The following is a 23,801-nucleotide window of genomic DNA, read 5'->3' on the forward strand; positions in this document are numbered from 1 at the left end:
ACAAAAAATTATTTTAGAAAATCTAAATAAAAGATGACTACCTCTGACGCCGGGCCCTTCTATCAAAAACTCTCATTATCCCTTTTGGCGATTGGCTTGATCATGCTGGCCATATACCTTGGCCAGGATATTCTTGTCCCATTGGCACTTGCGGGGCTGACTGCAGTCTTACTGAGGCCGGTAGAGCAATGGCTGATCAAAATGGGCCTTCCCAAAATCCTGGCGATTAGCGTTGCCGTGACACTCGCAGTGGTACTCGTTTCGGCCGTGGCAGTTCTCATCTCCATGCAACTAGCCGATTTTTCAGACGAATGGCCGCGGCTGAAACGCAACATTGATGAATTTTACAGAGATGCCCGCCGGTGGATTCGTCGCGAATATAGCCTTACCTATCGCCAGCAGGCAGAATATCTCAAGAATGCGCAGACTAAAACACTCGAAAATTTTCAGGGGACGGAAACGCTCGGAATTGTTACCGGACCGTTGAGTACCATCATTTTGATCCCGATCTACGCGTTTCTGTTGCTGTATTATCGCACCATGCTCCTGCATTTCATGGTGGTACTTTTTGCGGAAAAGCACAAAGAAAAAGTGCTCGAAGGATTAGGTCAGATTAAAGCAATTATTCAAAGTTACATGGTGGGATTGCTGCTCGAAACAGTGGCGGTCGCCGTTTTAAATGCAGCCGGTCTTCTCATTTTAAATGTGCAATATGCGGTATTGCTATCCATTATGGCGGCTATTTTAAACCTCGTCCCATACATCGGCGGCTTGGTTGCAACTGCGCTGGCAGTGATGGTTACCTTCATCAGCCACCCTGAAGTTGATACGATACTGGGCGTTGTTGGTGTCTTTATCGCCGTTCAGTTTATTGATAATAACTTTCTCGTGCCGGTTGTCGTTGGATCAAAAGTCAAGATTAATGCACTGGTTTCCATTGTAGGGGTATTAATTGGCGGCGCACTGGCAGGTTTATCCGGCATGTTCCTCTCCATTCCCGCCATCGCCATGATGAAGGTAGTTTTCGATCGTGTCGACGGATTGAAACCCTGGGGAATTTTATTAGGTGACCAAACGCCTGAACAAGCGAACAATACGCTTTTCAGGCTGGTCAAGAGAAAAAAGCGGGCTGAAAAAAGTGAAATGTGAAATGTGAGATGTGAGATGATTTCACTTTTCACATTTCACATTTCACATTTCACATTTCACACTTCACACTTCACACTTCACACTTCACACTTCACATTCACTTTTCCCACCCTTCTCAACTCACAAACTGTTTCGTATCCACTACTGCTTTCAGATCATGGAGCAAACTAAACAGTCCGAAAAAAGTACGGTTAATGTAAATGAAATGCTTCGAGCCACGATTTACATTCATTTTCCGCAACTCTTTGTCGTTCGCATATTTTTCGCCCAATGCAGCCAGTTTCATGAAGAAATCCTCATCAGAAAAATCAAATGTTTCGGACTGAAACGGCTGGGTCAGCAACGCCAAAATCTCACGAAAAAGATTGGTGAAATAAACCGTTTCTGCATTTGTATCTTTCTCAGTAAGAATTTCCAGCTCAACTAATTTCTCATGAAATATGACTGGATTATTCAGTTTTGCTGGTTCTACCAATTCAAAATACGGATTGTAAAATGATTCGGGAATCTCTTTAATGCACCCAAAATCGATTGCGATCAGATTATCCTGGTCGTCGATCAGGAAGTTTCCCGGATGTGGGTCCGCATGAACTTTGCGAAGCTGATGAACCTGGAACATGTAAAAATCCCAAAGTGCCTGCCCGATCTTATTTGAAATATGCTGATCTGGATTCGACTTTACAAATTCCGATAAATGCTTCCCGGTCATCCAATCCATTGTAATCACGCGCTCGCTGGAATATTCGGGATAATATTCAGGGAATTTCAGATTCGGAATGTGCGCACAAGCCTCGGCAATTTCACTGCTTTGTGCAATTTCAAGATTGTAATCCGTTTCCTCCGTCAGCTTCGTTTCAACTTCCTTGAAATACTTATCCGAATCTTTCGCCTGAATGTTGAACATCTTGATCGCAATGGGCTTCACCATCGCCAGATCCGAGGAAATGCTTTCTGCTACGCCCGGATATTGAATTTTTACCGCAAGTTCTTTCCCATTCAACGTAGCTTTATGAACCTGCCCGATACTCGCTGCATTGATCGCATTCGCATTAAACGTGTCAAACAAATCATAGGGAGATTTGCCAAAATACTTTTTGAAAGTCTTTACAACCAAAGGTGCGGAAAGCGGCGGTACTGAAAATTGCGACAGCGAAAACTTTTCGACATACTGCTGGGGAAGGAAATTCTTCTCCATACTCAGCATTTGAGCCACTTTCAATGCGCTGCCTTTCAGGTTTTTAAGCCCATCATAAATATCCTCGGCATTATTCGTATTCAGATTATCGCGCGCAGATTCCGGATTGGTTATTTTCTCACCATAATACTTCAGATAGTTTCCGCCGATTTTCACGCCGGTCGAAATTAACTTGGTTGCACGCTGAATTTTTGAAGTAGGTATGCTATCAATTGTCTCCATTCCTACCGCAGCTTTTCTTTAATGAGAAATTTCCCAAAGTCGATCACGCTTTCCAATGGGGTTGTGTCAATCAGGTCAAATGTGGCCCGGATTGATTTTTCAATGAACAGATCCGTCTTTTCAAACCCGATCGATTCATCGTCCAGCCAGAATTTCAGCGTAACCAGGAACTGGATCCACGCCCCTTCTTCTAATGCATCTTGCTGTACCTTGCGGATCCGCTCACTTTTCATTTTGAGATAACCTGCACTGATCTCAGAAATGAAAGCTTTGAAATTTGTCCTGAACTCTTTCAACTTCAACAGCCCGTCCAGCCTGTTTTTATTTTCCTTTAATGCAAAAACAACATAGCTGCGATTGGCCGTCAGGATTTCGAAATAAGTAAAATAATAAGTCAAAAGCTTGTCGCGGAAACCCAGCACATCCACATCTCCGCTTTGGGCAAGAAGGCTTACCGAAAGCTTGTGGAAGGTCACAAATACACTCTTTTCAACAGCGTCAATAGACGAAAAATGTTTATAAAAATCCTTTTCAACAAAGCCATTTTGCTTGCAAAACAAGTAGACCGACTCCGGTTTTTTATTGTTTTCCAAACAGTAATGCATGTATAACTCGGTGATTTTATCGGCGGTAAGTTCCTGTGCAGCTGCCGGAAGCTCTCTCAATTTTGTTGCCATTATCAATATCGGATTAAGAAAGTAGTGACTTGCATTCAATTTAACGACCGGCATTACCCGGTTCGTACCTGGAACACAGGCAACTGGAGAACAAAATAAATGCCCCGAAACATTCATTCCGGGGCATTTATTTCAAAGGTATAAGTGATATTCAGGAGCTACATCAGCTTCCGAACACATTGAGGTTCAGGAAATCATTCCTGAATTTTCCTTTTGGATCATATTCTTTTGCCAATGCAATGAAATCAGAAAGTTTATCGTAGCGTTTTGCGAGTATATCCGGCGCGATCGTAAAAAGTTTGCCCCAATGCGGTCTCACATCGTAAACAGAAAGTTCCTTCTCAATGACAGGAAGCAACTTGCTCACAGCCGGCCAATCCTGTTTCCAGGTAAAATGTATCGCTACCGAATCTTGTTTGTAGCATGGACTCATCCACAGATCATCCGCCGCAATGGTACGGATTTCGGAAGTGAGCAAATGGGGGGTAATTTGTTTTCCAAGTCTGGAAATAGCCATGATCGCATCTACCGCATGTTTTCTTGGCACAAAATACTCGGATTGCAGTTCTACTCCGCTACTCGGTGTGAAACCCATTTTGAAATGCGGCATACGTTCGTACCACGGACCCGCGACGCCCATTTGCTCGGTGCAATTTTCGGCTGACAATTCAGGGATCGGATGAAGGTTTTTAGTAGCCAGCTTACCACCAAAGAATTCTTTATCGGGCAACCTTTTGAGCGGCTTCATACTGTTCATTTTAAATTTAAGCCAAACCTCCGTAATGTCATTTGTAGCCCAATTCGTAAACAAACTCACACTATATCCGCTATCCTGAATCTTATCAAAATTGTCTTTTAACTGATCCAATGGCACATTTTCATATACATATTGGCCCATTGTAAAGGTTGGCTCCACATTCAGCGTGATTTTGGTTACCACGCCCAATGCACCCAGATTAACCACCGCCGCGTTAAACTTTTCCCCATCCTTTTTCTTACTCAACTGAACCACATCGCCATTCGCAGTCACTATTTCCATAGCCGCAACTGCCGTGGACAGGTTACCATGCTTCTCGCCGGAACCATGTGTCGCCGTCGCGCAGGCGCCCGCGACCGAAATGTGCGGCAATGAAGCCAGGTTATGTAATGCAAATCCTTTTTCATGAAGATATGGGCTCAGCTGGCCGTATTTCAAGCCCGAATTGACCATCACTGTTTTATTTTTTTCATCCAAAACCATGGACGCATCTGCATTCGTCAGCGAGATAAACTGGTCTTTGGTATCCGCAATGTTGTTGAAACAATGCCTCGTACCCAGCACTTTTAGCTTGTCATATTTCTTAACTGTTTGCTGGACCTGAGTCAGGGTTTTAGCCTGATCGAGCTTTTGGGTACTATATTCCAGATTGCCTGCCCAGTTTTTAAGCTTATCGGCAGAACTTCTGCCACCCGCTACCCAACCATGGAGCGGTGAAAATAAAGGAGCTGTCATTAAAGCGGATGATAATTTGATAAAGGTGCGCTTTTTCATTTGAATGTCATTTTTCCACAAATTAATTGAATAATTCAGGATCGCAACATCGAAATTGCCTGCATTCACAGATTCTTCGCGACTACATTTTTTAAGATAAGAATGGATTCCGACAATTCATCCTCGTCCAGATTCCCAAATCCCAAACGCATGGCGCTGAGCTGCCCGGTTTGAAACAAAAGCGTCTGTGGTAAATGCAGATTTTGTTTGAGGCAAGCTTTACTGATCCGCATCAGGTTAATGTCTTTCCGCCATTCCGTCCAGATCGCCAGCCCACCCGGCGGGGACCGAAATGTCAGATATTCACTTAAATGCTGTTTTAATAATTCACTGAGCACGTCGCGTCGCTGGTGATAAATTTTTTGCGCCTTTTTGATGTGACGTTGAATTTCACCTTCATCCAGCATTTCTCCCAAAGCCTGCTCCATCATCAGATCCCCCTGGCGATCGATAATGCGCCTCAGTTTACCAAGTTCAGCAATCAAATTTTCCGGCGCTACCAGGTATCCTGATCTCAACCCCGGCGCCAGTGCTTTGCAGAAAGAACCCACATATACCACCATCCCGGCCCCATCCGCACTCGCGAGCGGTAAAACCGGACTACTGTTGTAATGGAAATCGTAATCATGATCGTCCTCCAAAATGATGAAACCATACTGAACCGAAAGATTCAGCAATTCCACCCGTCGCTCGGGACTAAGTGTAACCGTGGTGGGATAATGATGATGTGGCGTAATGTAAAGCATCCGAATGCGCGTCGTTTCACAAAGCTTACGGACTGCCTCCACCGAAATCCCGAAATCGTCGACGGGTACCGGCAAAATTTGTGCGCCCGCTTTCTGGAAAATCATGTTGGCAACATAGTAACTCAGATTTCCCACCACCACGTTGTCGCCTTTGCCGATCAGCAGCGTGGAGGCAAGGTAAATACCCATTTGAATGCCGTGCGTGGTGATAATATTTTCACTACCAATGTGCAAACCCCGGGTGTTATTCAAATAGTTAGCCAACTTTTCCCTGAAATACGCATTGCCTTCCACGTGCGAGTAACTCAGGTATTTCCGGTTATTTTTTCGTTTTAAAACACTCGAATACGCTTTTGCCATCTTGTCCATCGGCGCCAGCCGCACGTCGGGTAACCCGTCTGTAAATTGCAGATCGACATTTGAAACAGAAACCGGACGATCCAGCAACATGCTGGTATCAAAAGAAAAGCCTGCTTTTTGCGGATAACTCACCAGATCCTGCGCATTAAATGGCAATGCATTTGAATCGGCAATGGGAGATTTTTTAGTGACAAATGTGCCTTTATTGGGCAGCATTTCAATCCAACCCTGCGCGTCGAGCTCATGGTACGCAGCCACGACTGTTTTACGATGTACATCAAGAATTTCCGCCAGCGAGCGCGTTCCCGGAAGTTTTACACCCGTTACCAACACTCCCCGCTGGATCGCATTGATCATCTGCCGTGCAATTTGAAGATAAACCGGAGTGCCGGAAAGCCGGTCCAGCAGGATTACATTTTTAAATGGTATTTCAACCGGACTACTCATTATATTAAAACCGGGACATGTTAACGGGCCGGTAAGATAGTAAGTTTGTTTCAAGCTTTTAGCTGTTAGCTATTAGCCGTTAGCTTTCGGCGGTCGGCGGTCAAATTCGTTAACTAGCATTACAATAAAACATCATATGAAAACTTTTTACATTTTACTTTTTACATCTTACATCTGCCACTACGCCTCAGCCCAGGATATATCGCTTGATCCTGTGACGGTTACTTCTTCTATTGTGGAGAAAAGAGCTTCTCAGACCGGGCGGAATATTGCGGTGATTAAGGGTGAATATTTTCAAAATTTGCCGGTCCACAGTATTGATGATCTTTTGCGATATGTTCCGGGAGTTGAGATCCAGGCGCGTGGGCCGATGGGATCGCAAAGTGATATTGTATTGCGTGGCGGTACTTTTCAGCAAGTTTTAGTGATTCTCGACGGCATTCGTCTGAACGACCCGAATACCGGGCATTTCAATAGTTACATTCCCATTTCCCCGTCTGAGATCGAGCGGATCGAGGTTTTGAAAGGGGCTTCTTCGGCACTATATGGGTCGGATGCAGTTGGTGGAGTGATTCATGTGATTTCTAAGACTTTCGCGGCGAAACAGATAAGTAACGATGAAAATGCGGATATGCCGGCCAAAACCAATGTAAATGCGATGATCACTGCAGGTGCATTTGGATTGCTGAATGCGAATGCAGGAGGTTTTTATCAAAAAAATAAGCTAGCCATTTCGGGAGGGATTTTATCAAATAATGCGACCGGCGTGCAGCAGCGCGGCATTAAAGGCTTTTTTCACAACAACACGGCGTCACTTTCTTTGCATTACGACCTGTCGCCAAACTGGAATGTCGCAGTCCGCAGCGCATACGATCACCGGGATTTTGCTGCGCAGAATTTTTATACAGTGTTGAAATCGGATACTGCAAGCGAAAAAGTAAAAACTTCCTGGAACCAGATCAGGCTGGGCTATAAAAAAGATAAGACTTCGTTTTTTTTTGATGGTGGTTATAAATTCGCGGATGATCAATATGCATTCAATCCGCACGCGATCGCAAACAGCAGCAAATCGCGTTTGTGGCAGGGATTAGCGGTTTTGCAGCAGGCTTTTACCCAAAATACCAGCGTCATCGCCGGGTTGAATTACCAGAACCGCAGCATTTCTTCCAATGATCGCGGCGATCATTCGTTGAGCCAGGTCGCGCCGTTTGTTTCTCTGGTTCAGGTTTTTGGAGACAATTTCACAATAACTCCTTCTGTACGATTGGATTGGCGTGAAAATATCGGCTCCGAGCTCGTTCCTCAGATTAATTTATCTTACAAAAAAGAAAACTGGCAAATTCGCGGAAGTGCCGGAAAAACGATCCGTGACGCCGATTTCACCGAACGTTTTAATAACTATAATAAAGCATTGGTAACCGGCGGAAATGTCGGCAATCCTGATTTGAAAGCGGAACGATCATTCAGTTACGAAGCTGGCGCAGATTGGTTTTTGACACAAAATAATACCTCGCAATTCAAAATTTCCGGTACTTTTTTCCAACGATTACAAAACGATCTCATCGATTACGTTACCACGCCTTATGCCCAAATGCGCCGAAAAGAAAATCTTTCTCCGACCGGAACATTTGGTCTGGCACTTAATATAGCCGAAGTAAACACAACTGGTTTCGAGCTTGATATCCAATCTGTTAATTCCATTTCAACCAATCAAAAACTGATCTTTAACGCAGGCCTCACTTGGCTCGATAGCAAGAATAACAGTCAAATTTCCTCCTTTTACGTTTCCTCACATGCCAAATTTCTGGGCAATTTCTCGGCGATCTACCAGATTTCAAGATTTTCACTCAGCCTGAACGGATTGTATAAAACGCGCGCTGCCCGCGAAGCCCAGGCCATTGAGGCGACCATTTCCAAAAGCTATTTTATCCTCAATGCAAAAGCGGAATATGCATTTTTAAATCGTGCACTGGCCGTTTTTGTCCAGGCCGACAATGCATTTGACGAAGACTACAGTGATTTATTGGGATCAAAAATGCCGGGAAGGTGGGTAATGGGTGGAATCCGGTTTAATCTTGCCAAATAGCTCTAAATCTTTATCTTAGAGGGTTTCGTATGTTTCGAAAGCGCGACGATGTATGTTTTCAAAATTTCCGATTTCCATTTGTAAGTTACTGATCTGCCTGACCTGCATAAGTCAAACTGGCTTTGCACAAGTTCGAACCGCTGATTCCTCCAAAATGAATGTCTATTTTCTGAGTGGGCTGGGCGCTGATAAGCGTGTTTTTGACAAAATAAAGTTGGATCATGCATTCAATGTGAGGCATATTGAATGGATAAAACCTTTGAAGAAAGAAACTCTGGCGCATTATGCCGGGCGACTGCTCCCGCAAATGGATACGACGCAACCTTTTCAATTGGTCGGATTGTCTTTCGGTGGAATGATCGCGTCGGAATTGTCGGACATTGTGAATCCGAAACAAATCATCATCATTTCCAGCACCTCGACCGGCGTTCCGGTTTCGAAATTTTATCAGGGGCTTATTAAGTTTTTACTGCTATCCCCATTTGCAGCCCCATTTTTGAGATCAACAAACTCGTTCACTTACAAGTATTTTGGTGCCGATACACCTGAGTTGAAAACCTTACTGAAAGTCATTCTGCACGATACGGACAGCAAATTTTTAAAATGGGCATTGACCCGGATAAGTAGCTGGGACCGAAAAACCAAAGCTCCAAACCTGTTCCACATTCATGGCACCGCCGACCACCTCATCCAATATAAACATGTTCAGCCCGATATTTCCATCGAAGGCGGCGGCCACCTCATGATCTACGCCCAGGCAGACGAAATCTCAGGGATTTTGAATAGGAAATTGAAGGAGGCCGCGGAATGATTAAACCCTAACTCACAACCAGCACAATCTTCCCAATATGCCCGCTGCCTTCCATTAATGCGTGTGCCTGAGCAGCTTCGGCAAGTGGGAACTGTTTGAAAATGACGGGTTTGAAGTTTCCATTCTCAATAACAGGCCACACTTTTTCCCGGATTTCGGAGGTAAGGGCTGATTTAAACTCTTGTTCGCGATTACGCAAAGTGCTGCCAGTGATGGTAAGCCTGTTCCGCATCACTAATCCAAAATCGACATCGCTGGCCTTATTACCATTCATGGTATTGATAAAAACCAACCTTCCGTCTGCCCGCAGCAACCGGATGTTTTTCGCAATGTAGTCGCCTCCAACCATATCGAGGATTATGTCGATGCCGGTATCTTTTAGCACTTCTTCAAAATCGCTGGTTTTATAATTAATGCTTAAATCAGCCCCCAATGCATTGCAGGCTGCGCATTTAGCATCGTTTCCCACTGTTGTGAACACATTGGCTCCTAACGCTTTTGCAAGCTGGATCGCCGTGATCCCGATGCCGCTGCTGCCGCCATGTACCAGGAAATTTTCTCCTGATCGTAATGCGCCTTTTTGAAATACGTTGTGCCAAACCGTGAAAACAGTTTCGGGTAACGACGCCGCCTCCGCAAAACTGAACGCGCCTGGGACGGGCAGGCAATGCCCGGCATTTGCAACCGCATATTCGGCATAACCTCCACCCGAAAGCAATGCACATACCTCATCCCCCACCTTCCAATGCGAAACCTGATGGCCGACCTGCTCAATCACCCCGGCCACTTCAAGTCCCGGAATGTCTTTCGAAGCTCCCGGCGGCGGCGGGTATTTTCCTTTTCGTTGTAATACGTCAGGCCGGTTCACTCCCGCCGCATGGACTTTGATCAATACTTCGTTCCCGCCCGGAATGGGCTTTTCCCGGTCTTGCAGTTGCAACACATCAGGATCACCGGGTGCAGTAATAACAACGGCTTTCATAAAATCAGCATGAATGGAATTTAGTACACCTCTTTTCCAAAAGGGGTGAAGGACAGACTCATGAGCTTGAAATGCTGCTTCGCGAAAGGTAGTCCGATGATGGTAATGGCAAGAATTATTCCAAAAATCAGGTGGGTGAGCGCGATCCAGATGCCGCCGAGAAAAATCCAGATGATGTTAAAAATAGTAGAAAGACAACCCGTGTTCCCCGGAACTTCCCGCACCTGCTGCCCGAATGGAAATAATGTAAGAAAGCCGATTTTGAAACACTGGATTCCGAAAGGAATTCCAACGATGGTGAGGCAGAGTATAAATCCGGAAATCATGTATTCCAGAAAAACGATAAATCCGCCAAAAACGAGCCAGATGATGTTTCCGAGTAGGTTCATTCGAGATCAGTTGAGTAAATGTGATGGCTAATAAATGTGGTAAATCTAGCCGCGACATCCATTTACTTTTTGCGATTTATACAGACGGCGACATAGCCAAACGGCTGGATGATATCGGTGATTGCCAGTTATTAATCTTTAATAATCTAAAAAATTCAGTTTCCTCAAACTCTCTGACACCGCCCGGCGGCAAGTCTCCCAACTGCAAATCCTCAATACTGGCGCGCACAAGCCTTTTGCAACGGTGGCCTGCAACCCGCACCATTTTCCTTATCTGATGATATTTTCCCTCGGTTAATGTAATCTGCAGCCAGGTGTTCGGAATTTTATCCCAGGTTTCATTTTTATGTTTTGATAAAATATTAGGTCTGGATATGATCTCTACCTCGCAGGGAGACGTCACATATTCTACCCCGCCTTTCACCAAAATCCCAATTCCGGACCTCAGTAATTGAAGTGTTTCTTCACTAACCTGGTGCCCCACATTCACCCAATAGGTGCGTTTATGTGGCGTTTCACCCATAAAAAGCAAACTCGTCACCCTTTTATTCGTAGTCAAAATCAGCAATCCTTCCGAGTGACTATCCAGCCGGCCAATGGCATGCGTACCCTCCGGAAAGTCAAAATCAATCTCCCCGAGCAGCCGAACTTCGTCCGAACTTACAAACTGGGAAACCATATTGGCTGGCTTGTTGATAATAAAATAGCGATGTGAAGTCATATTCAAAGTTAGGTATGCTCCGGGATTAAAGAACGAATTTTTTGCAGTACCACTCCGATCTCCGATAAAATTTCATCATTGGTAAATCTGATAACCTGAATTCCAAACTCGCGGATTAAATCGGATCGCATTTCATCGTATACCCGGTTTTCCCTCACTAAATGAATTCCACCATCCACTTCGATCACCAATCATGGCAGTAAAAATCGACGATGAACAGATGTAACGGGTGTTGCCTTCTAAATTTCACCCCTAATTTCTTATTTGACAGATGTTTCCATAAGATTTTCTCCGCTAACGTTTCATTTTTCCGGAGTTGTTGTGCGAGTGCAAATAAAATCGGAGCTGCTCCCTGATGCATCATTTTTAGTGTGTTTTTAAGTTTGCTCAAAATTCAAAGTCCCCTTGAGGGGATTTGGGGGAGAAAAAACGATTCTCGGTAATGCCCCCGACCCCTGAAGGGGAGACTTTTATTTTCATCGATTCATCTGTTCGCATAGAGAAAAAAATCGAATGAAGCACAATGCAAAGCCCCCTTGAGGGGGTTGAGGGGAGAAAAACGCAACTTCCTAATGCAATTGGACTAAGAGTAATGCATCTCGGTAATGCCCCCGACCCCTGAAGGGGAGACTTTTATTTTCATCGATTCATATGTTCGTACAGAGAAAAAAATCCAATGAAGCACAATGCAAAGCCCCCTTGAGGGGGTTGGGGGAGAAAAAACGCAACTTCCTAATGCAATTCGACTGAGAGTAATGCATCTCGGTAATGCCCCCGGCCCCTGAAGGGGAGACTTTTATTTTCATCGATTCATCTGTTCGCATAGAGAAAAAAATCCAAATGAAGCACTATGCAAAGCCCCCTTGAGGGGGTTGGGGGGAGAAAACGCGCAACTTCCTAATGCATTTGGACTGAGTTAATGCATCTCGCTAATGCCCCCGGCCCCTGAAGGGGAGACATTTATTTTCATCGATTCATCTGTTCGCATAGAGAAAAAATATCCAATGAAGCACAATGCAAAGCCCCCTTGAGGGGGTTGGGGGGAGAAAACCTAATGCGCCTTCTCATAATGCATTTTCAGCAAATCTTCTCCAAAATCACTGGTGAGATCTCTTACTACCGAATGAATGTGGTTCCCGCCGTTTTGTGTGTTATCGAATTCGATTAGAAATGTGGGGCCGTGGATGCGGTAGTAATGTCCGTGGCCGGAGCCGATTTCGGGTTTTTGTTCTCCCATCCAGGCGAAATGGATTTTGTTCAGATCATTTTTTTCAAGCTCGGCCCATTGCTGGTTCTTTAATGTAACATGGTAGCGGCGCAGGTATTCCATGATCAGGTTTTTAAAAACTGCCTTTTGCGCAGCCGACATGTCACCCATCGGAACACCCTCCATTTTGTCCAATGAAGCTTTTCGTGAATTGGACGTAAAAATTTCATTCGGGGCTTTGGTACCCATGCTTGCCTTTTCGAGCTGGGCGGCATTTAAACTGTGTAAAAGCTCAAATGCTATATCTTGTTCCGCCTTCAAAATCCGCTTCCCTTTTTGCGGAACATCGGCGAGTACCGTACCCGGGTTACTGCCCATGAAGCTCGGCGTGAAGGTTACCTCACCGTTTACAGAGGAAAAATGAAGTGACAAATGATGGCCTTCCACACGCCATCCCCACGGTTCCGCGCCGGGAGTTCCGAAGACTAGAAATGCATAGTTTTCAGGATCGCGGTACGTATCGTTTGCGGGCCGGGTTTCGACAACGCGCAGTACATTTTCAAGATCGATAATCTGCTCGGCTTTGCTATAACCTTCCTGGCTTAGAACCAGTTTGATCATATTCATCGCCGCTTTTTTCTGATCGGAGTTTATATTTTTAAATGTAATCCCTTTTCTGGCTCGTGGTGTAAAATTCCAGTCGAACCGTGCGGGATCGGAGAATGAGAGGCTGGCTTCTTTTAGTTGTTCCGCCGAAAGTGTTTTTAAAAATGCCTGCACAACGGCTGTCATTTCCTTCGCAAACTTTTCGTCCTTTTTGGTTTTGATACGATCATCGTTACCTGCATTTCCTTTACTAATAAAGCCGCCCGAAGCAACAAGCAATGTCAAAAACGAGACTACGAAAGCGATCTTTTTCATATTCGTTGATTTAGGTATGATAGATTCAATCTGAGAAAATGAAAAGTATTTGGTGTCAAGAAACTACCATGCATTCCTTTGCTGGGGAATTAATCGAAACAAACTAGTTTTGCCGGATTAACTATAACATCATGAATTGGGAAAAATTGCTCTCCGCAAAACGTTGGGGAAGTGAAGACAAATACAATGCAGACCCCGCAGAAGCAAGGTCGGAGTTTCAGCGCGATTACGACCGGCTTATTTTTTCTTCCCCATTCAGAAGATTGCAGAACAAGACGCAGGTATTCCCATTACCTGGTAGTGTTTTCGTACATAACAGACTCACTCACAGCTTAGAAGTAGCCAGTGTCGGGAAATCGCTCGGGCGGATTTTTTATAACAAACTTAAAAAAGACGATGCTGCGGTCGATGAAAAATTGCCGTTGATCAGTGAGATCGGGAACATCGTTTCGGCAGCTTGTCTCGCGCACGACCTTGGAAACCCGGCTTTCGGACATTCGGGAGAAGCTGCGATATCTCATTACTTCACCAATGGCGATGGCTTCATGTACAAAAACCAAGTTTCGGAAGCGCAGTGGGCAGATCTGATCGATTTCGAAGGTAATGCAAACGCATTCAGGATATTAACCCATCCTTATGCCGGGAAAGGTTACGGTAGTTTTGCATTGACTTACGCGACATTAGCCGCCATTGCCAAATATCCCTGCGAATCGCTGGCTGGCCATAACAAAGCAAATATTTACACAAAAAAATACGGATTTTTTCAGTCGGAGCTGAGTGGTTTTCAGAAGATCGCGACCGAGCTGGGCATGGATCAGGTTACCGGTTCGCCGCTGGTTTACAAACGCCATCCGCTCGTTTATCTGGTAGAAGCTGCCGATGATATTTGCTATAACATCATCGATCTTGAAGATGCGCACCGGCTCAAAATCCTCTCCTATCACGATGTCGAAACGCTTTTGCTGCAATTATGTCAGGATCCGAAAATGCCTTCCCGGCTTGCTGAAATCGACGATGATGACGCCAAGATCAGCTTGCTGCGTGCCAAGTCGATCAGTACCTTGATCGGGCTATGCTCGGAGTTATTTTATGACGAGCAAAAAACGATACTGAATGGAGATTTTAACCGCAGCCTGATCGACGGGATTCCCGAGCCTTTCCGTAGTGCAATGAAAGAAATTGCCAGAATATCCGTCAACAAAATTTACAATTATGCCTCCGTAGTGCAGATTGAGGTGGCTGGCTACAAAGTAATGGGTGGCCTGCTAGAAGAATTCGTACCTGCCTATCTGAATAACAATTCGCATTATACCCGGAAACTGGTGGAGCTCATTCCCAAGCAATTCATTACTTCCAGGACGGACCCTTACTCGAAGATTCAGACCGTTCTGGATTTTGTTTCCGGTATGACGGACCTTTATGCGGTTGAATTGTTTCGAAAAATCAAGGGAATTTCTTTTCCCTCAATATCATAGAAAACTAATTTCCTGGATATACATTCCGATAGACGTAAAAATAATTCGTCTAAGATTTTTTTGTGTAAATTGTTGAACGAAATAACAAGTCGCAACTCCCTCATATGGAAATTAAACAATTGGTTTACACCAGTACCTCCGCGAACGTAACATTCCCATTTACCCCGCACCTGTTTTTTGTCTTTGGCAACAGAGAGCTTCTGGAAAAAAGTGATGTGATCGAAAAACTGGCAGAACTTTATCCGCAAGCTCTTTTTTCGGGGTGCTCCACGGCCGGCGAAATCGCCGCCGTTTCTGTGAAAGATAACACCATTATCATCACGGGGATCCGGTTTGATGAAACAATCGTAAAAAGCTCAGAGGTTACTTTGGACGACATTGATTTCAGCAGCATTGAAGCCGGAAGAAAATTGGTTGCTCAACTTCCAAAAGATGGCCTGAAACACGTTTTTGTTGTTTCAGATGGTCTTAAAGTAAATGGTACCGACCTCGTAAAAGGAATGACTCAGGGGCTCGATCCCGAAGTAACACTGACCGGCGGGCTGGCGGGCGACGGGTCACAATTTTCCAAAACCGTGATCGTAGAACCTAATGGGACAATAACCAGCGAAAGCGTAGCCGCAATCGGGTTTTATGGAGAGAATCTGACAATTGGTTTCGGATCTCGCGGAGGTTGGGACAGCTTTGGTCTGGACCGGCTGGTAACCCGTTCAAAAGAAAATATATTGTTTGAGATTGACGGCGAGCCTGCCCTCGATTTGTATAAATCCTTTTTGGGAGATAAAGCAAAAGACCTGCCTGCATCGGGATTACTTTTCCCGCTCAGCATGCGGGATAATGAAGACCGCGCTCCGGTTGTACGTACGATTTTAGGCATTAATGAAGAAGAAAAGAGCCTCACTTTTGCGGGCGACATTCCGCAGGGTTCTTTTGTGCGCCTGATGAAAGCCAATAACGACAGGCTCATTACCGGGGCCGAAGAAGCGGCGCATGCTGCCGCTGACGGATTAAACAGCAGTCCCGAATTCGCTCTTCTTGTTAGCTGTGTGGGTAGAAAATTAGTCCTTAAACAAATGGTCGAAGAGGAGGTTGAAAGCGTATCTGAAGTATTGGGCAGTCCGGTTATTACCGGGTTTTACTCGTACGGCGAACTGGCCCCATTCAACCGGAATGCATTGTGCGAGCTGCATAATCAAACCATGACCATTACCACTTTCAGCGAATCTTAAGATGAATATGCCCGAACTTACGGACACCAATTATCACCGGCTGCTCAAACGCCAGATCCGGAAATCATTGCCGCCCGAGTTAGCCGAACACCCTGAAATGCAAGATTTTCTGTTGTCTGTTCATCAGGCTTACTCAGAATTTCAGGACGATCTTGGGCGCGTGGAACTGATCCTCGAACAAAGCTCCGGCGAATTATTTAAGGCCAACCGGGAACTGAGCAGGATTGCCCAGGAAAAAACCGAAGAGGCCGCATTGACCAATAAAAGGCTGGAAGAAGTTGTCAGCAGCATTACGGAGGTTTTGGTACAGCTCGACGCAAATGGCAACATTACCTACCTGAACAAAGCCTGGGAAACCATCACCGGGTATCGGGTAGACGAAAGTGTAAACCGTAACTGGACTGATTTTTTCGCCGACTCTGCCGAAGAACTTTATACGATGTTCAACTCCGATCTACCTGTAACAGAAGCTACTATCAAAGTTTTTACAGCTACCGGAGCAGAAATTTGGATCGGGATTTCGCTTACCCGGCAATACGCGGGCGACAAGCATATCGGATATACAGGCACATTGTCCGACGTGACGGAGCGGGTAGTGGCGGAGAAAAAATCAAAATCGTATATGCGCGATCTGGAACGCATTAACGCCGAACTGGATCAATTCGCATATGTAGTAAGCCACGATTTGAAAGCACCGTTGCGCGCGATAAACAACTTGTCTGAGTGGATTGAGGAGGATATCAGCCATTTATTGGAAGGCGACACAACCGACCAGTTTAGGCTTCTGCGGGGCCGCGTCCACCGAATGGAAAGTCTGATCAACGGGATTTTGTCTTATTCGAGAGCCGGCAGGATCAAGACGGTGAAAGAGAAATTTACCATTAAATCCCTCGTCGACGATCTGCGCGAGACATTTAGCAGTAAAAACACTACCCGGTTCATCCTGGAAGGAAATGATGCTCTCGATATAGAGACGGAGAAAATCACATTGACCCAAATCCTGCAAAACCTGATTTCAAACGGGATCAAGTACAATGATAAGCCCGAAGTAGAGATCAAAATCGGCTGGAAGGAATGCGAGAACAAATATGAGTTCCATGTAGCTGATAATGGCCCGGGAATTGCTCAGGAATTTCATGAAAAGATCTTTGTCATTTTCCAAACCCTTCAGGCACGGGACGAGGTAGAAAGTACGGGAGTCGGACTGGCAATTGTTAAAAAAATACTGGATGAAAAAGGCGGTTTGATCCGGATCGAATCAAAAATGAAGGAGGGTACCAAATTCATTTTTACCTGGCCAAAGAACGAAATGAAAGAAACAGAAACATCATTAAAAAATAACCCTTTTCAGTAATCAAGCTAACTAACTAAAATGTCCTTTTCTAATCCAATTCCGATGACCATACTACTGGTAGAAGACGATGAAGTAGACGTGATGAACGTGAAACGCGCATTCAAGAAAAACAACATTTCGAACCGACTGGTCGTAGCATCCAACGGTATCGATGCACTCGAAGTTTTGCGCTCCACTTCGCCGGATAATCCAAAGCCGCGAATCGTGCTTCTAGACCTTAATATGCCTAAAATGGGTGGCATTGAATTTCTGAAAGAGATCCGTCAGGACCCCGAGCTTAGCTCATTATCGGTTTTTGTGATGACCACATCGAATGAGGACAGCGATAAGATCGACGCATTCAACCTGAATGTGGCAGGCTATATCCTTAAACCACTTTCGATGGACCGGTTTATATCCGCAGTGTCTACATTGAACAGTTACTGGACACTCTGCGAGTATCCCGAATAAATTCATTCCGCTTATTTTCCCCTTTTATGACACCTATCAGTATTCTGCTTGTTGAAGACGATGAGATCGACGCAATGAACCTGCTTCGTGCTATCGGTAAGTCACAGGTAGAAATCGGGGATGTCAGGATCTGCAAATACGCCGAAGATGCGTTGTTAACACTCGATTCCTGGTCGCCAGGATGCGTGCTGCTGGATTACCAGCTCCCAAAAACAAACGGGCTGGAATTGTTGAAAAAAATCAAAAAGCTGGCGCCGCATTTACCCGTGATCGTACTCACGTCCCAGGGCGATGAGCGAATTGCGGTTGAAATGATGAAAGCGGGCGCGACCGATTATTTTCCAAAATCAGAAATTACCCCCGAGAAGCTGAGGAAGGCTTTCCATACGCTGGGAAAAATGCTCGAAGTGGAAAAAGGCCGAGAGGAAGCGAAGCTAAAACTGGCTGAAAAAGAGGAATTTATAAACAAAATTGCATTACTATCCCCCAATATCATCTACGTAATTGATATTGAAAAATGGGCGGATATTTTCCACAACAAACAAATCTGGAAAATATTGGGCTATTCGGAAGAAGACATCATTACCGATACCCAAAACGGATTAACGAAGATCATCAACAATCAGGATCAGCTTTCGTTCCGCCGGCACTATCAATATATGCGGCACAGTGTGAAGGATACAGATGTGGTTGAAAAAGAATTCAGGCTGAAACACAAAGATGGGTCAGAAGTATGGATCATCACGCGGGAAGTCCCTTTTAAGAGAAATGATAAAGGGGCCGTGCAGGAAGTTTTAGGAACTGCGATTGACATTACAAGCAGAAAACTAGCTGAAAAGGAACTGATCCAGGCGAAAAAAGACGCCGAAGAAGCTACCCGGATCAAATCGGATTTCCTTTCGACGATGAGTCACGAAATCCGTACGCCCATGAACGGGATCATCGGTTTCACAGATATTCTTCTGAACGGCGACTTTTCAGGGCAGGATAAGGAATATTTGAAAATGATTAAAAGCTCGGCCGACAATCTGATGGTGATCCTCAACGATATCCTGGATTTTTCAAAGATAGAAGCAGGGAAATTTGGTCTGGAACACTTCGAATTCGATTTGAAAGAGAAACTTGATTTTTTGATCAAAACCTTCGAGATCCGGGCCAGGGAAAAATTGATAGACCTGCAATTTCAGTTTGACGACGACGTGCCGCATATGGTTATGGGCGACGCATACCGGCTCAACCAGATCCTGATCAACCTGGTGGGCAATGCCATTAAATTCACCGAAAACGGTTTTGTAAAAGTTGCCGTGCATCTGCACAAAGATCATGGATCGAGCGTGGATCTGAGAATCGAGGTATCCGACTCTGGAATAGGCATTTCCGAAGACAAGCTGGGTATCATCTTTGAAAGTTTTTCGCAGGCCCATCACAACAATGCGACACGTTATTTTGGCGGCACCGGTCTCGGTTTAAGCATTACGCGCAAGATTACCGAGCTAATGAACGGTACGATTACGGCTAAAAGTAAACTCAATGAAGGTGCGCTGTTTACAGTGGTCCTCAACTTTGGAAAAGCCATCAAGTTGGTCGGGGAAGAAAAAGCAAAAACGACGGACATTCCCTCATTGACAGGGTATAGCATTCTGGCCGCAGAAGATATACTCGCCAATCAGATCCTGCTGAAACATTTGCTGAAAAAATGGGGGGCGAAATTTGTGATCTGTAACAATGGTACTGAAGTGCTGCATTGCCTTGATGATGGCGGTGAGTATGATTTGATTTTAATGGATATTCAAATGCCGGTGATGGACGGGATTACGGCGATGAAAAAAATCAGGGGCAGCTATCCCCAATATGCCAAAGTGCCCGTGATTGCATTTACAGCAGATACTTTCGCCCAAACCGCCCCGGAAATCGCAAGCTGCAATTTCACTGATTTTGTCACAAAACCCTTCAAAGCCGACGAACTGATCCGGGTGATTAACAGACATCTTGCATTCACAACAACAGCCAGTGCAGCGGTTGTCAGCTAATTTTCTCCCAATCAATTTTCTCAGGTAACAGCGGAAGTTCTCTCAAACGACTTCCGGTCGCATTAAAAATGGCATTGGCAATTGCGGCTGATGTCGGGCCCTGCGCAGCTTCACCGGCGCCGAGTGGTTCTTTGTCAGGATGATCTATGATAAAAACTTCCGTATCGGGCACCTCTTCAAACCGCAGGATCGGGTACGTTTCCCAGCTTGTACTGGTAATGCCGTTCTGATCATACTTAACTTCTTCCAGCATGGTCCAGCTCGCGGCCTGTATCATCCCCCCGGAAGTCTGATTGATCACACCGTCACTATTTATCGTTTGCCCGGTATCGATTACGCCCGTGAGTTTGGTAACGCGGTAAGTCTTTTCTTTCGGATCGATTTTCACCTCTGCCTTCACAGCAAAATAGGCCGCATTGTTTTTATATTGGGCAAAAGCAAACCCTTCCCCAAAATTCTCCACCTTCCCTGCGCGGGCCTTCCCTTTCCTCCATCCTCCTTTCTCCACTAGCATATTAATAACAGCCTTCGCCCGCTCATCTTTCAAATGATCCAGCCGAAATTGCACCGGATCTTTGCCTGCTTTCACTGCCAATTCATCCATAAAAGATTCCAGTGCAAAAATATTGGCATAGGCCCCCAAACTCCGCAACGCTGAACTTCTCAATGGACCTTTGAAATCATGCAGCACGATTTTCTTCGCCTGGAAATCGTATAACGGAACAGAATTCCGATGACTACCACCTGAAAATCCACCCGACTTGAAACTGAAAGGCTTTTCCAAATCCCGCGCAGCCAGCAAATGTCCCGCATTTCCGCCCGGCCTGGTACTATGCGTATCCGACCAGATATCCGTTTTCCACGCATTCACTTTGCCTTTTGCATCTATCCCACCTTTCAAATGCAGGATCATCGCCGAACCATAAGGTTCCCATTTGTGCTCATCTTCCCGCATCCATTGCACACGCACCGGCCTTCCGGGCATTTCGATGGCAAGTAACGCGGCGTCTCCGGCTACATCGTCGGCACCATTATGACCGTAGCAACCTGCGCCGGGAATGCCGATGATATGGATTTTGGATTCAGGCACTTCCAGCATGGCCGAAATCGTTTTGCGCAAAGGATAAACTCCCTGACTATGCGACCAGACCGTCAGCATTTCATTTTCCCAAAGCGCGATCGCGCACGACGGACCTATGGAACCGTGCATATGATATGGTCTTTTGTAAACAGCTTCATGCGTAAATGCAGCTTCCGACAGATTTTTATCCACAGATGCATTTTCCTCCACCGTCTCCCCCGCTGATCCGGTTTTCAGGATGGTATCATAAAGTTCTTTTGGTAACGGTGATATCAGGCTGGTTTGCCACTGCGCTTTTTCCTTCAATGCATTCCATGCTTTGACGCATTGATATTCGTCTCTCGCGATCACAGCCGCGAAATTTCCATTGACTACAATTTTTAAAATGCCCGGCAATTTGGAGACTTCTTCTTTCGGCAGCATTTCCAGTTTTGCATTGTAAACTGGCGGCCGCAAAATCCTTGCGTGCACCATTTCGGGCAGGCGCAGATCCTGAATGTAATGTTGCCTCGCCAAAGCCATGGTCGTAATGTCGGCGCGGGGAATGGCTTTCCCAATCAGTTTATATTCAGCTGGTTTTTTCAAAGGCGCCTTTCCCGTAACCTCCGTTTCCAGTCGCTTTCCTTTTATGAGATCTTTATATGCAATTGTTTTTGAGTTGGTGGATTTAACAATCCCATTGGAAACGGTGAGATTTTCAACCTTGGCATTCAACTCTTTTGCCGCGAGTTGGAGCAAATATTTTCTCGCCTCGGCAGCTGCATTGCGGATCGAATTTCCGCTGCCTTCAATGGAACCGCTGCCGGCGGTATAGCGTTCATCCTGCGTCTGGCCGGTATCGGCTATGATAATGCGGACATCTTTCATTGCGACATCCAGTTCCTCGGCTGCGATTTGCATTAATGCGGTTTTGATACCCTGCCCAAGTTCCATTTTCCCGGTGATAACGGTAAGAATTCCAGCTGTGTCAAACCGGATCCAGGCATCGATCACCTTTGCATCTGCGACAGGATTGTTTATAATGTCAGTTTGTTTTGGATCAAAAACCAATGCAGGTAAAAGCTGAAATCCGATCAGTAAATGCCCTGAACTTTTGAGAAACGCACGTCGGGTAGCGGAAAAACTTTTTACTTTTCTCATCTCACACATTCATTTTAGCTGCTGCCCTTTTTACTGCACGGATGATTCTGGTATGCGTACCGCAGCGGCAAAGTACCCGGTTCAGTGCCTGACGAATCTCGATATCCGAAGGATTTTTGTTTTCTGCTAACAATGCTTGGGCTGACATGATCATGCCATTTAAACAATAACCACATTGCGCGGCCTGCTCTTCAATAAATGCTTCCTGAACAAGATCCGGCTTGCCGTTTTTCGCCAGACCTTCCAAAGTCGTCACTTCATACACCGCAGCGGCAGCGCCAGGAATTACGCAAGAAGGCTGCGCTTTTCCATTCAGCAGCACCATGCAGCTCCCGCAACGTTCGATCCCGCAGCCATACTTCGGCCCATTCAATTCCAGATTGTTCCGAAGTAAATACAAAAGAGGCATATCCGGCTCAGCCTCAATGCGATGCTTTTCGCCATTCACTTTAATCTCAATCAGTTCCGCCATATCATTCCTGTTAAAGCCTATATCTGGTAAAACGCAACTAGCCTGTTTTTTTAACTGCCTGTGCATGAATCTTTAATCTATATCCACACGTATATTTTGATAAATACCATTCCATGAAATCCGAAGTACGCGTTACACTCATCATATTAACGATCATTTTGGGCGCATTTTTACTGACGCTTTCGGGCTGTTCTTTCAAAAGGATTTCCAGGTCAAAAGACATCGTATATCAGCCCGCCTCGCACTCCATCGCCGAACAACAGTTAAGCGTTTTTGCCCCAAAAAATAAAAAGGAACCCCACGATGTGATCATCTTCGTTCACGGTGGAAACTGGAATTCCGGCAAGAAATCACAATACAACTTCATCGGCAGTAACTGGGCGAAAAAAGGTGTGGTTTTCGTGATCATCGACTACCCGCTCAGTCCGTCGGCCAGGTATGATCAAATGGCCGAATCCACTGCAAAATCCGTAAAATGGGTGAAAGAAAACATCGCGGAATACGGAGGCAATCCCAAGCGTATATTTCTGTCCGGACATTCTGCGGGCGGCCATTTAGCTGCATTAGTTTCCATTGATAACCAGTATTTCAAAGACCAGAAAATTGAAAACCCAGTCGCCGGCCTCATCCTGATCGACGCCGCCGGGCTGGATATGTACGGCTATTTAATGGAAGAAAAATTTCCGGCCGGCAATACCTATCTCGATACATTCACCAACAATCCGGAGGCTTGGAAAAAGGCCACCCCACTCTACCATTTACACAAAAACATGCCCCCGATGATCATTTACCGAGGCGGAAAAACCTACCCGTCTATCCTGAAAAGCAATGAAAAATTCATCAAAGAATTGCAAGATTACGCTCCGGGAACACCTTATCACATTCAGAAAACAAAAAAGCACGTTCCGATGATCACACAGTTTTTTAATCCCTGGAATGGGCGGTATGGGGAGATTTTGGGGTGGCTGGCGGGGGTTGGGGGGAGTAAAGGGATAAGGGAGGAACGGGGCGACCCGCGCAGGGAGGAAGGGGTAGTTGGTAATTGACTAACAGAATTCGCTGCTGGCCGATTGCATTCCAGAGATTTTTGCAGCATCACTTTTTTTACATAGATTTGCATTAACAT

At 45.4% G+C, this 23,801-nt stretch carries 21 protein-coding genes; 9 read left to right on the plus strand and 12 right to left on the minus strand.

The features are described 5' to 3' along the window. The first annotated feature begins 33 nt into the window (after positions 1-33). Positions 34-1,149 carry an AI-2E family transporter gene (locus LZG72_RS27285; RefSeq protein ID WP_233878323.1) on the plus strand — a complete coding sequence of 372 codons (1,116 nt, stop codon included), beginning with the start codon at positions 34-36 and terminating at the stop codon, positions 1,147-1,149. 115 nt (positions 1,150-1,264) lie between these two features. Here the strand turns inward: LZG72_RS27285 and LZG72_RS27290 are convergent, their stop codons facing one another. From LZG72_RS27290 to LZG72_RS27305, 4 genes are all read right to left on the minus strand, one after another. After that, the gene (locus LZG72_RS27290) at positions 1,265-2,566 is read right to left on the minus strand and encodes an AarF/ABC1/UbiB kinase family protein (protein WP_233878324.1); all 1,302 of its coding nucleotides are present in this window, start codon (positions 2,564-2,566) and stop codon (positions 1,265-1,267) included. 2 nt (positions 2,567-2,568) lie between these two features. Beyond that, entirely contained in the window at positions 2,569-3,243 is a 675-nt protein-coding gene (locus tag LZG72_RS27295) for a TetR family transcriptional regulator C-terminal domain-containing protein (protein WP_233878325.1), read from the minus strand. Between the two features lie 163 nt (positions 3,244-3,406). Next, complete coding sequence (locus LZG72_RS27300) at positions 3,407-4,774, minus strand: D-arabinono-1,4-lactone oxidase (RefSeq protein ID WP_233878326.1); 1,368 nt, start codon at positions 4,772-4,774, stop codon at positions 3,407-3,409. A 65-nt stretch (positions 4,775-4,839) separates the two neighbouring features. Beyond that, positions 4,840-6,327, minus strand: a complete 1,488-nt coding sequence (locus tag LZG72_RS27305) for a PLP-dependent aminotransferase family protein (RefSeq protein WP_233878327.1) — start codon at positions 6,325-6,327, stop codon at positions 4,840-4,842. 136 nt (positions 6,328-6,463) lie between these two features. On the opposite strand from LZG72_RS27305, the gene LZG72_RS27310 reads away from it, so the two are divergent. Then, entirely contained in the window at positions 6,464-8,413 is a 1,950-nt protein-coding gene (locus LZG72_RS27310) for a TonB-dependent siderophore receptor (RefSeq protein WP_233878328.1), read from the plus strand. 154 nt (positions 8,414-8,567) lie between these two features. Next, complete coding sequence (locus LZG72_RS27315; RefSeq protein ID WP_233878329.1) at positions 8,568-9,224, plus strand: alpha/beta fold hydrolase; 657 nt, start codon at positions 8,568-8,570, stop codon at positions 9,222-9,224. A gap of 7 nt (positions 9,225-9,231) precedes the next feature. Here LZG72_RS27315 and LZG72_RS27320 read toward each other — a convergent pair whose 3' ends face one another. The 6 genes from LZG72_RS27320 to LZG72_RS27340 form a co-directional block, all read right to left on the minus strand. Next, entirely contained in the window at positions 9,232-10,206 is a 975-nt protein-coding gene (locus LZG72_RS27320; RefSeq protein WP_233878330.1) for an NAD(P)H-quinone oxidoreductase, read from the minus strand. Positions 10,207-10,226: 20 nt separating this feature from the next. Next, positions 10,227-10,595 carry a YccF domain-containing protein gene (locus LZG72_RS27325; RefSeq protein ID WP_233878331.1) on the minus strand — a complete coding sequence of 123 codons (369 nt, stop codon included), beginning with the start codon at positions 10,593-10,595 and terminating at the stop codon, positions 10,227-10,229. Between the two features lie 76 nt (positions 10,596-10,671). After that, positions 10,672-11,316, minus strand: coding sequence for a pseudouridine synthase (locus LZG72_RS27330; RefSeq protein WP_233878332.1), 645 nt, complete (start codon positions 11,314-11,316; stop codon positions 10,672-10,674). An 8-nt stretch (positions 11,317-11,324) separates the two neighbouring features. Beyond that, positions 11,325-11,447, minus strand: a complete 123-nt coding sequence (locus LZG72_RS29245) for a DUF559 domain-containing protein (protein ID WP_255701129.1) — start codon at positions 11,445-11,447, stop codon at positions 11,325-11,327. 53 nt (positions 11,448-11,500) lie between these two features. After that, complete coding sequence (locus LZG72_RS29250) at positions 11,501-11,680, minus strand: DUF559 domain-containing protein (RefSeq protein WP_310590576.1); 180 nt, start codon at positions 11,678-11,680, stop codon at positions 11,501-11,503. Positions 11,681-12,367: 687 nt separating this feature from the next. Then, positions 12,368-13,444 (minus strand): DUF3500 domain-containing protein, encoded by a 1,077-nt coding sequence (locus LZG72_RS27340; RefSeq protein ID WP_233878333.1) that lies wholly within the window; start codon positions 13,442-13,444, stop codon positions 12,368-12,370. 131 nt (positions 13,445-13,575) lie between these two features. On the opposite strand from LZG72_RS27340, the gene LZG72_RS27345 reads away from it, so the two are divergent. From LZG72_RS27345 to LZG72_RS27365, 5 genes are all read left to right on the plus strand, one after another. Beyond that, entirely contained in the window at positions 13,576-14,919 is a 1,344-nt protein-coding gene (locus LZG72_RS27345) for a deoxyguanosinetriphosphate triphosphohydrolase (RefSeq protein ID WP_233878334.1), read from the plus strand. 104 nt (positions 14,920-15,023) lie between these two features. Further along, complete coding sequence (locus tag LZG72_RS27350) at positions 15,024-16,148, plus strand: FIST signal transduction protein (protein ID WP_233878335.1); 1,125 nt, start codon at positions 15,024-15,026, stop codon at positions 16,146-16,148. A gap of 7 nt (positions 16,149-16,155) precedes the next feature. After that, complete coding sequence (locus LZG72_RS27355) at positions 16,156-17,502, plus strand: ATP-binding protein (RefSeq protein WP_233878336.1); 1,347 nt, start codon at positions 16,156-16,158, stop codon at positions 17,500-17,502. Between the two features lie 42 nt (positions 17,503-17,544). Beyond that, positions 17,545-17,952, plus strand: a complete 408-nt coding sequence (locus tag LZG72_RS27360; RefSeq protein WP_233878337.1) for a response regulator — start codon at positions 17,545-17,547, stop codon at positions 17,950-17,952. A gap of 26 nt (positions 17,953-17,978) precedes the next feature. Beyond that, positions 17,979-19,982 carry a response regulator gene (locus LZG72_RS27365; RefSeq protein WP_233878338.1) on the plus strand — a complete coding sequence of 668 codons (2,004 nt, stop codon included), beginning with the start codon at positions 17,979-17,981 and terminating at the stop codon, positions 19,980-19,982. Here the strand turns inward: LZG72_RS27365 and LZG72_RS27370 are convergent. Next, entirely contained in the window at positions 19,975-22,203 is a 2,229-nt protein-coding gene (locus tag LZG72_RS27370; RefSeq protein WP_233878339.1) for a molybdopterin cofactor-binding domain-containing protein, read from the minus strand. The two genes, LZG72_RS27365 and LZG72_RS27370, sit on opposite strands and share 8 nt — an antisense overlap. Before the next feature lies 1 nt (position 22,204). Next, entirely contained in the window at positions 22,205-22,675 is a 471-nt protein-coding gene (locus tag LZG72_RS27375; protein WP_233878340.1) for a (2Fe-2S)-binding protein, read from the minus strand. 113 nt (positions 22,676-22,788) lie between these two features. Here LZG72_RS27375 and LZG72_RS27380 point away from each other — a divergent pair, with 113 nt between their 5' ends. Continuing rightward, positions 22,789-23,721, plus strand: a complete 933-nt coding sequence (locus LZG72_RS27380) for an alpha/beta hydrolase (protein ID WP_233878341.1) — start codon at positions 22,789-22,791, stop codon at positions 23,719-23,721. Positions 23,722-23,801: the final 80 nt, after the last annotated feature.

This window comes from Dyadobacter sp. CY323, from assembly GCF_021390245.1.
In the GTDB taxonomy this organism is placed as follows: Bacteria; Bacteroidota; Bacteroidia; order Cytophagales; family Spirosomataceae; genus Dyadobacter.

Excerpts from the sequence above, each read along its gene's own strand:
- LZG72_RS27365 (WP_233878338.1), top strand. The coding sequence starts at position 17,979 with ATGACACCTATCAGTATTCTGCTTGTTGAAGACGATGAGATCGACGCA.
- LZG72_RS27360 (WP_233878337.1), top strand. The coding sequence starts at position 17,545 with ATGACCATACTACTGGTAGAAGACGATGAAGTAGACGTGATGAACGTG.
- LZG72_RS27310 (WP_233878328.1), top strand. The coding sequence starts at position 6,464 with ATGAAAACTTTTTACATTTTACTTTTTACATCTTACATCTGCCACTAC.
- LZG72_RS29250 (WP_310590576.1), bottom strand. The coding sequence starts at position 11,680 with ATGATGCATCAGGGAGCAGCTCCGATTTTATTTGCACTCGCACAACAA.
- LZG72_RS27380 (WP_233878341.1), top strand. The coding sequence starts at position 22,789 with ATGAAATCCGAAGTACGCGTTACACTCATCATATTAACGATCATTTTG.
- LZG72_RS27290 (WP_233878324.1), bottom strand. The coding sequence starts at position 2,566 with ATGGAGACAATTGATAGCATACCTACTTCAAAAATTCAGCGTGCAACC.
- LZG72_RS27350 (WP_233878335.1), top strand. The coding sequence starts at position 15,024 with ATGGAAATTAAACAATTGGTTTACACCAGTACCTCCGCGAACGTAACA.
- LZG72_RS27375 (WP_233878340.1), bottom strand. The coding sequence starts at position 22,675 with ATGGCGGAACTGATTGAGATTAAAGTGAATGGCGAAAAGCATCGCATT.
- LZG72_RS27355 (WP_233878336.1), top strand. The coding sequence starts at position 16,156 with ATGCCCGAACTTACGGACACCAATTATCACCGGCTGCTCAAACGCCAG.
- LZG72_RS27325 (WP_233878331.1), bottom strand. The coding sequence starts at position 10,595 with ATGAACCTACTCGGAAACATCATCTGGCTCGTTTTTGGCGGATTTATC.
- LZG72_RS27315 (WP_233878329.1), top strand. The coding sequence starts at position 8,568 with ATGAATGTCTATTTTCTGAGTGGGCTGGGCGCTGATAAGCGTGTTTTT.
- LZG72_RS27320 (WP_233878330.1), bottom strand. The coding sequence starts at position 10,206 with ATGAAAGCCGTTGTTATTACTGCACCCGGTGATCCTGATGTGTTGCAA.
- LZG72_RS27340 (WP_233878333.1), bottom strand. The coding sequence starts at position 13,444 with ATGAAAAAGATCGCTTTCGTAGTCTCGTTTTTGACATTGCTTGTTGCT.
- LZG72_RS27295 (WP_233878325.1), bottom strand. The coding sequence starts at position 3,243 with ATGGCAACAAAATTGAGAGAGCTTCCGGCAGCTGCACAGGAACTTACC.
- LZG72_RS27285 (WP_233878323.1), top strand. The coding sequence starts at position 34 with ATGACTACCTCTGACGCCGGGCCCTTCTATCAAAAACTCTCATTATCC.
- LZG72_RS27300 (WP_233878326.1), bottom strand. The coding sequence starts at position 4,774 with ATGAAAAAGCGCACCTTTATCAAATTATCATCCGCTTTAATGACAGCT.
- LZG72_RS27330 (WP_233878332.1), bottom strand. The coding sequence starts at position 11,316 with ATGACTTCACATCGCTATTTTATTATCAACAAGCCAGCCAATATGGTT.
- LZG72_RS29245 (WP_255701129.1), bottom strand. The coding sequence starts at position 11,447 with ATGCGATCCGATTTAATCCGCGAGTTTGGAATTCAGGTTATCAGATTT.
- LZG72_RS27305 (WP_233878327.1), bottom strand. The coding sequence starts at position 6,327 with ATGAGTAGTCCGGTTGAAATACCATTTAAAAATGTAATCCTGCTGGAC.
- LZG72_RS27370 (WP_233878339.1), bottom strand. The coding sequence starts at position 22,203 with ATGAGAAAAGTAAAAAGTTTTTCCGCTACCCGACGTGCGTTTCTCAAA.
- LZG72_RS27345 (WP_233878334.1), top strand. The coding sequence starts at position 13,576 with ATGAATTGGGAAAAATTGCTCTCCGCAAAACGTTGGGGAAGTGAAGAC.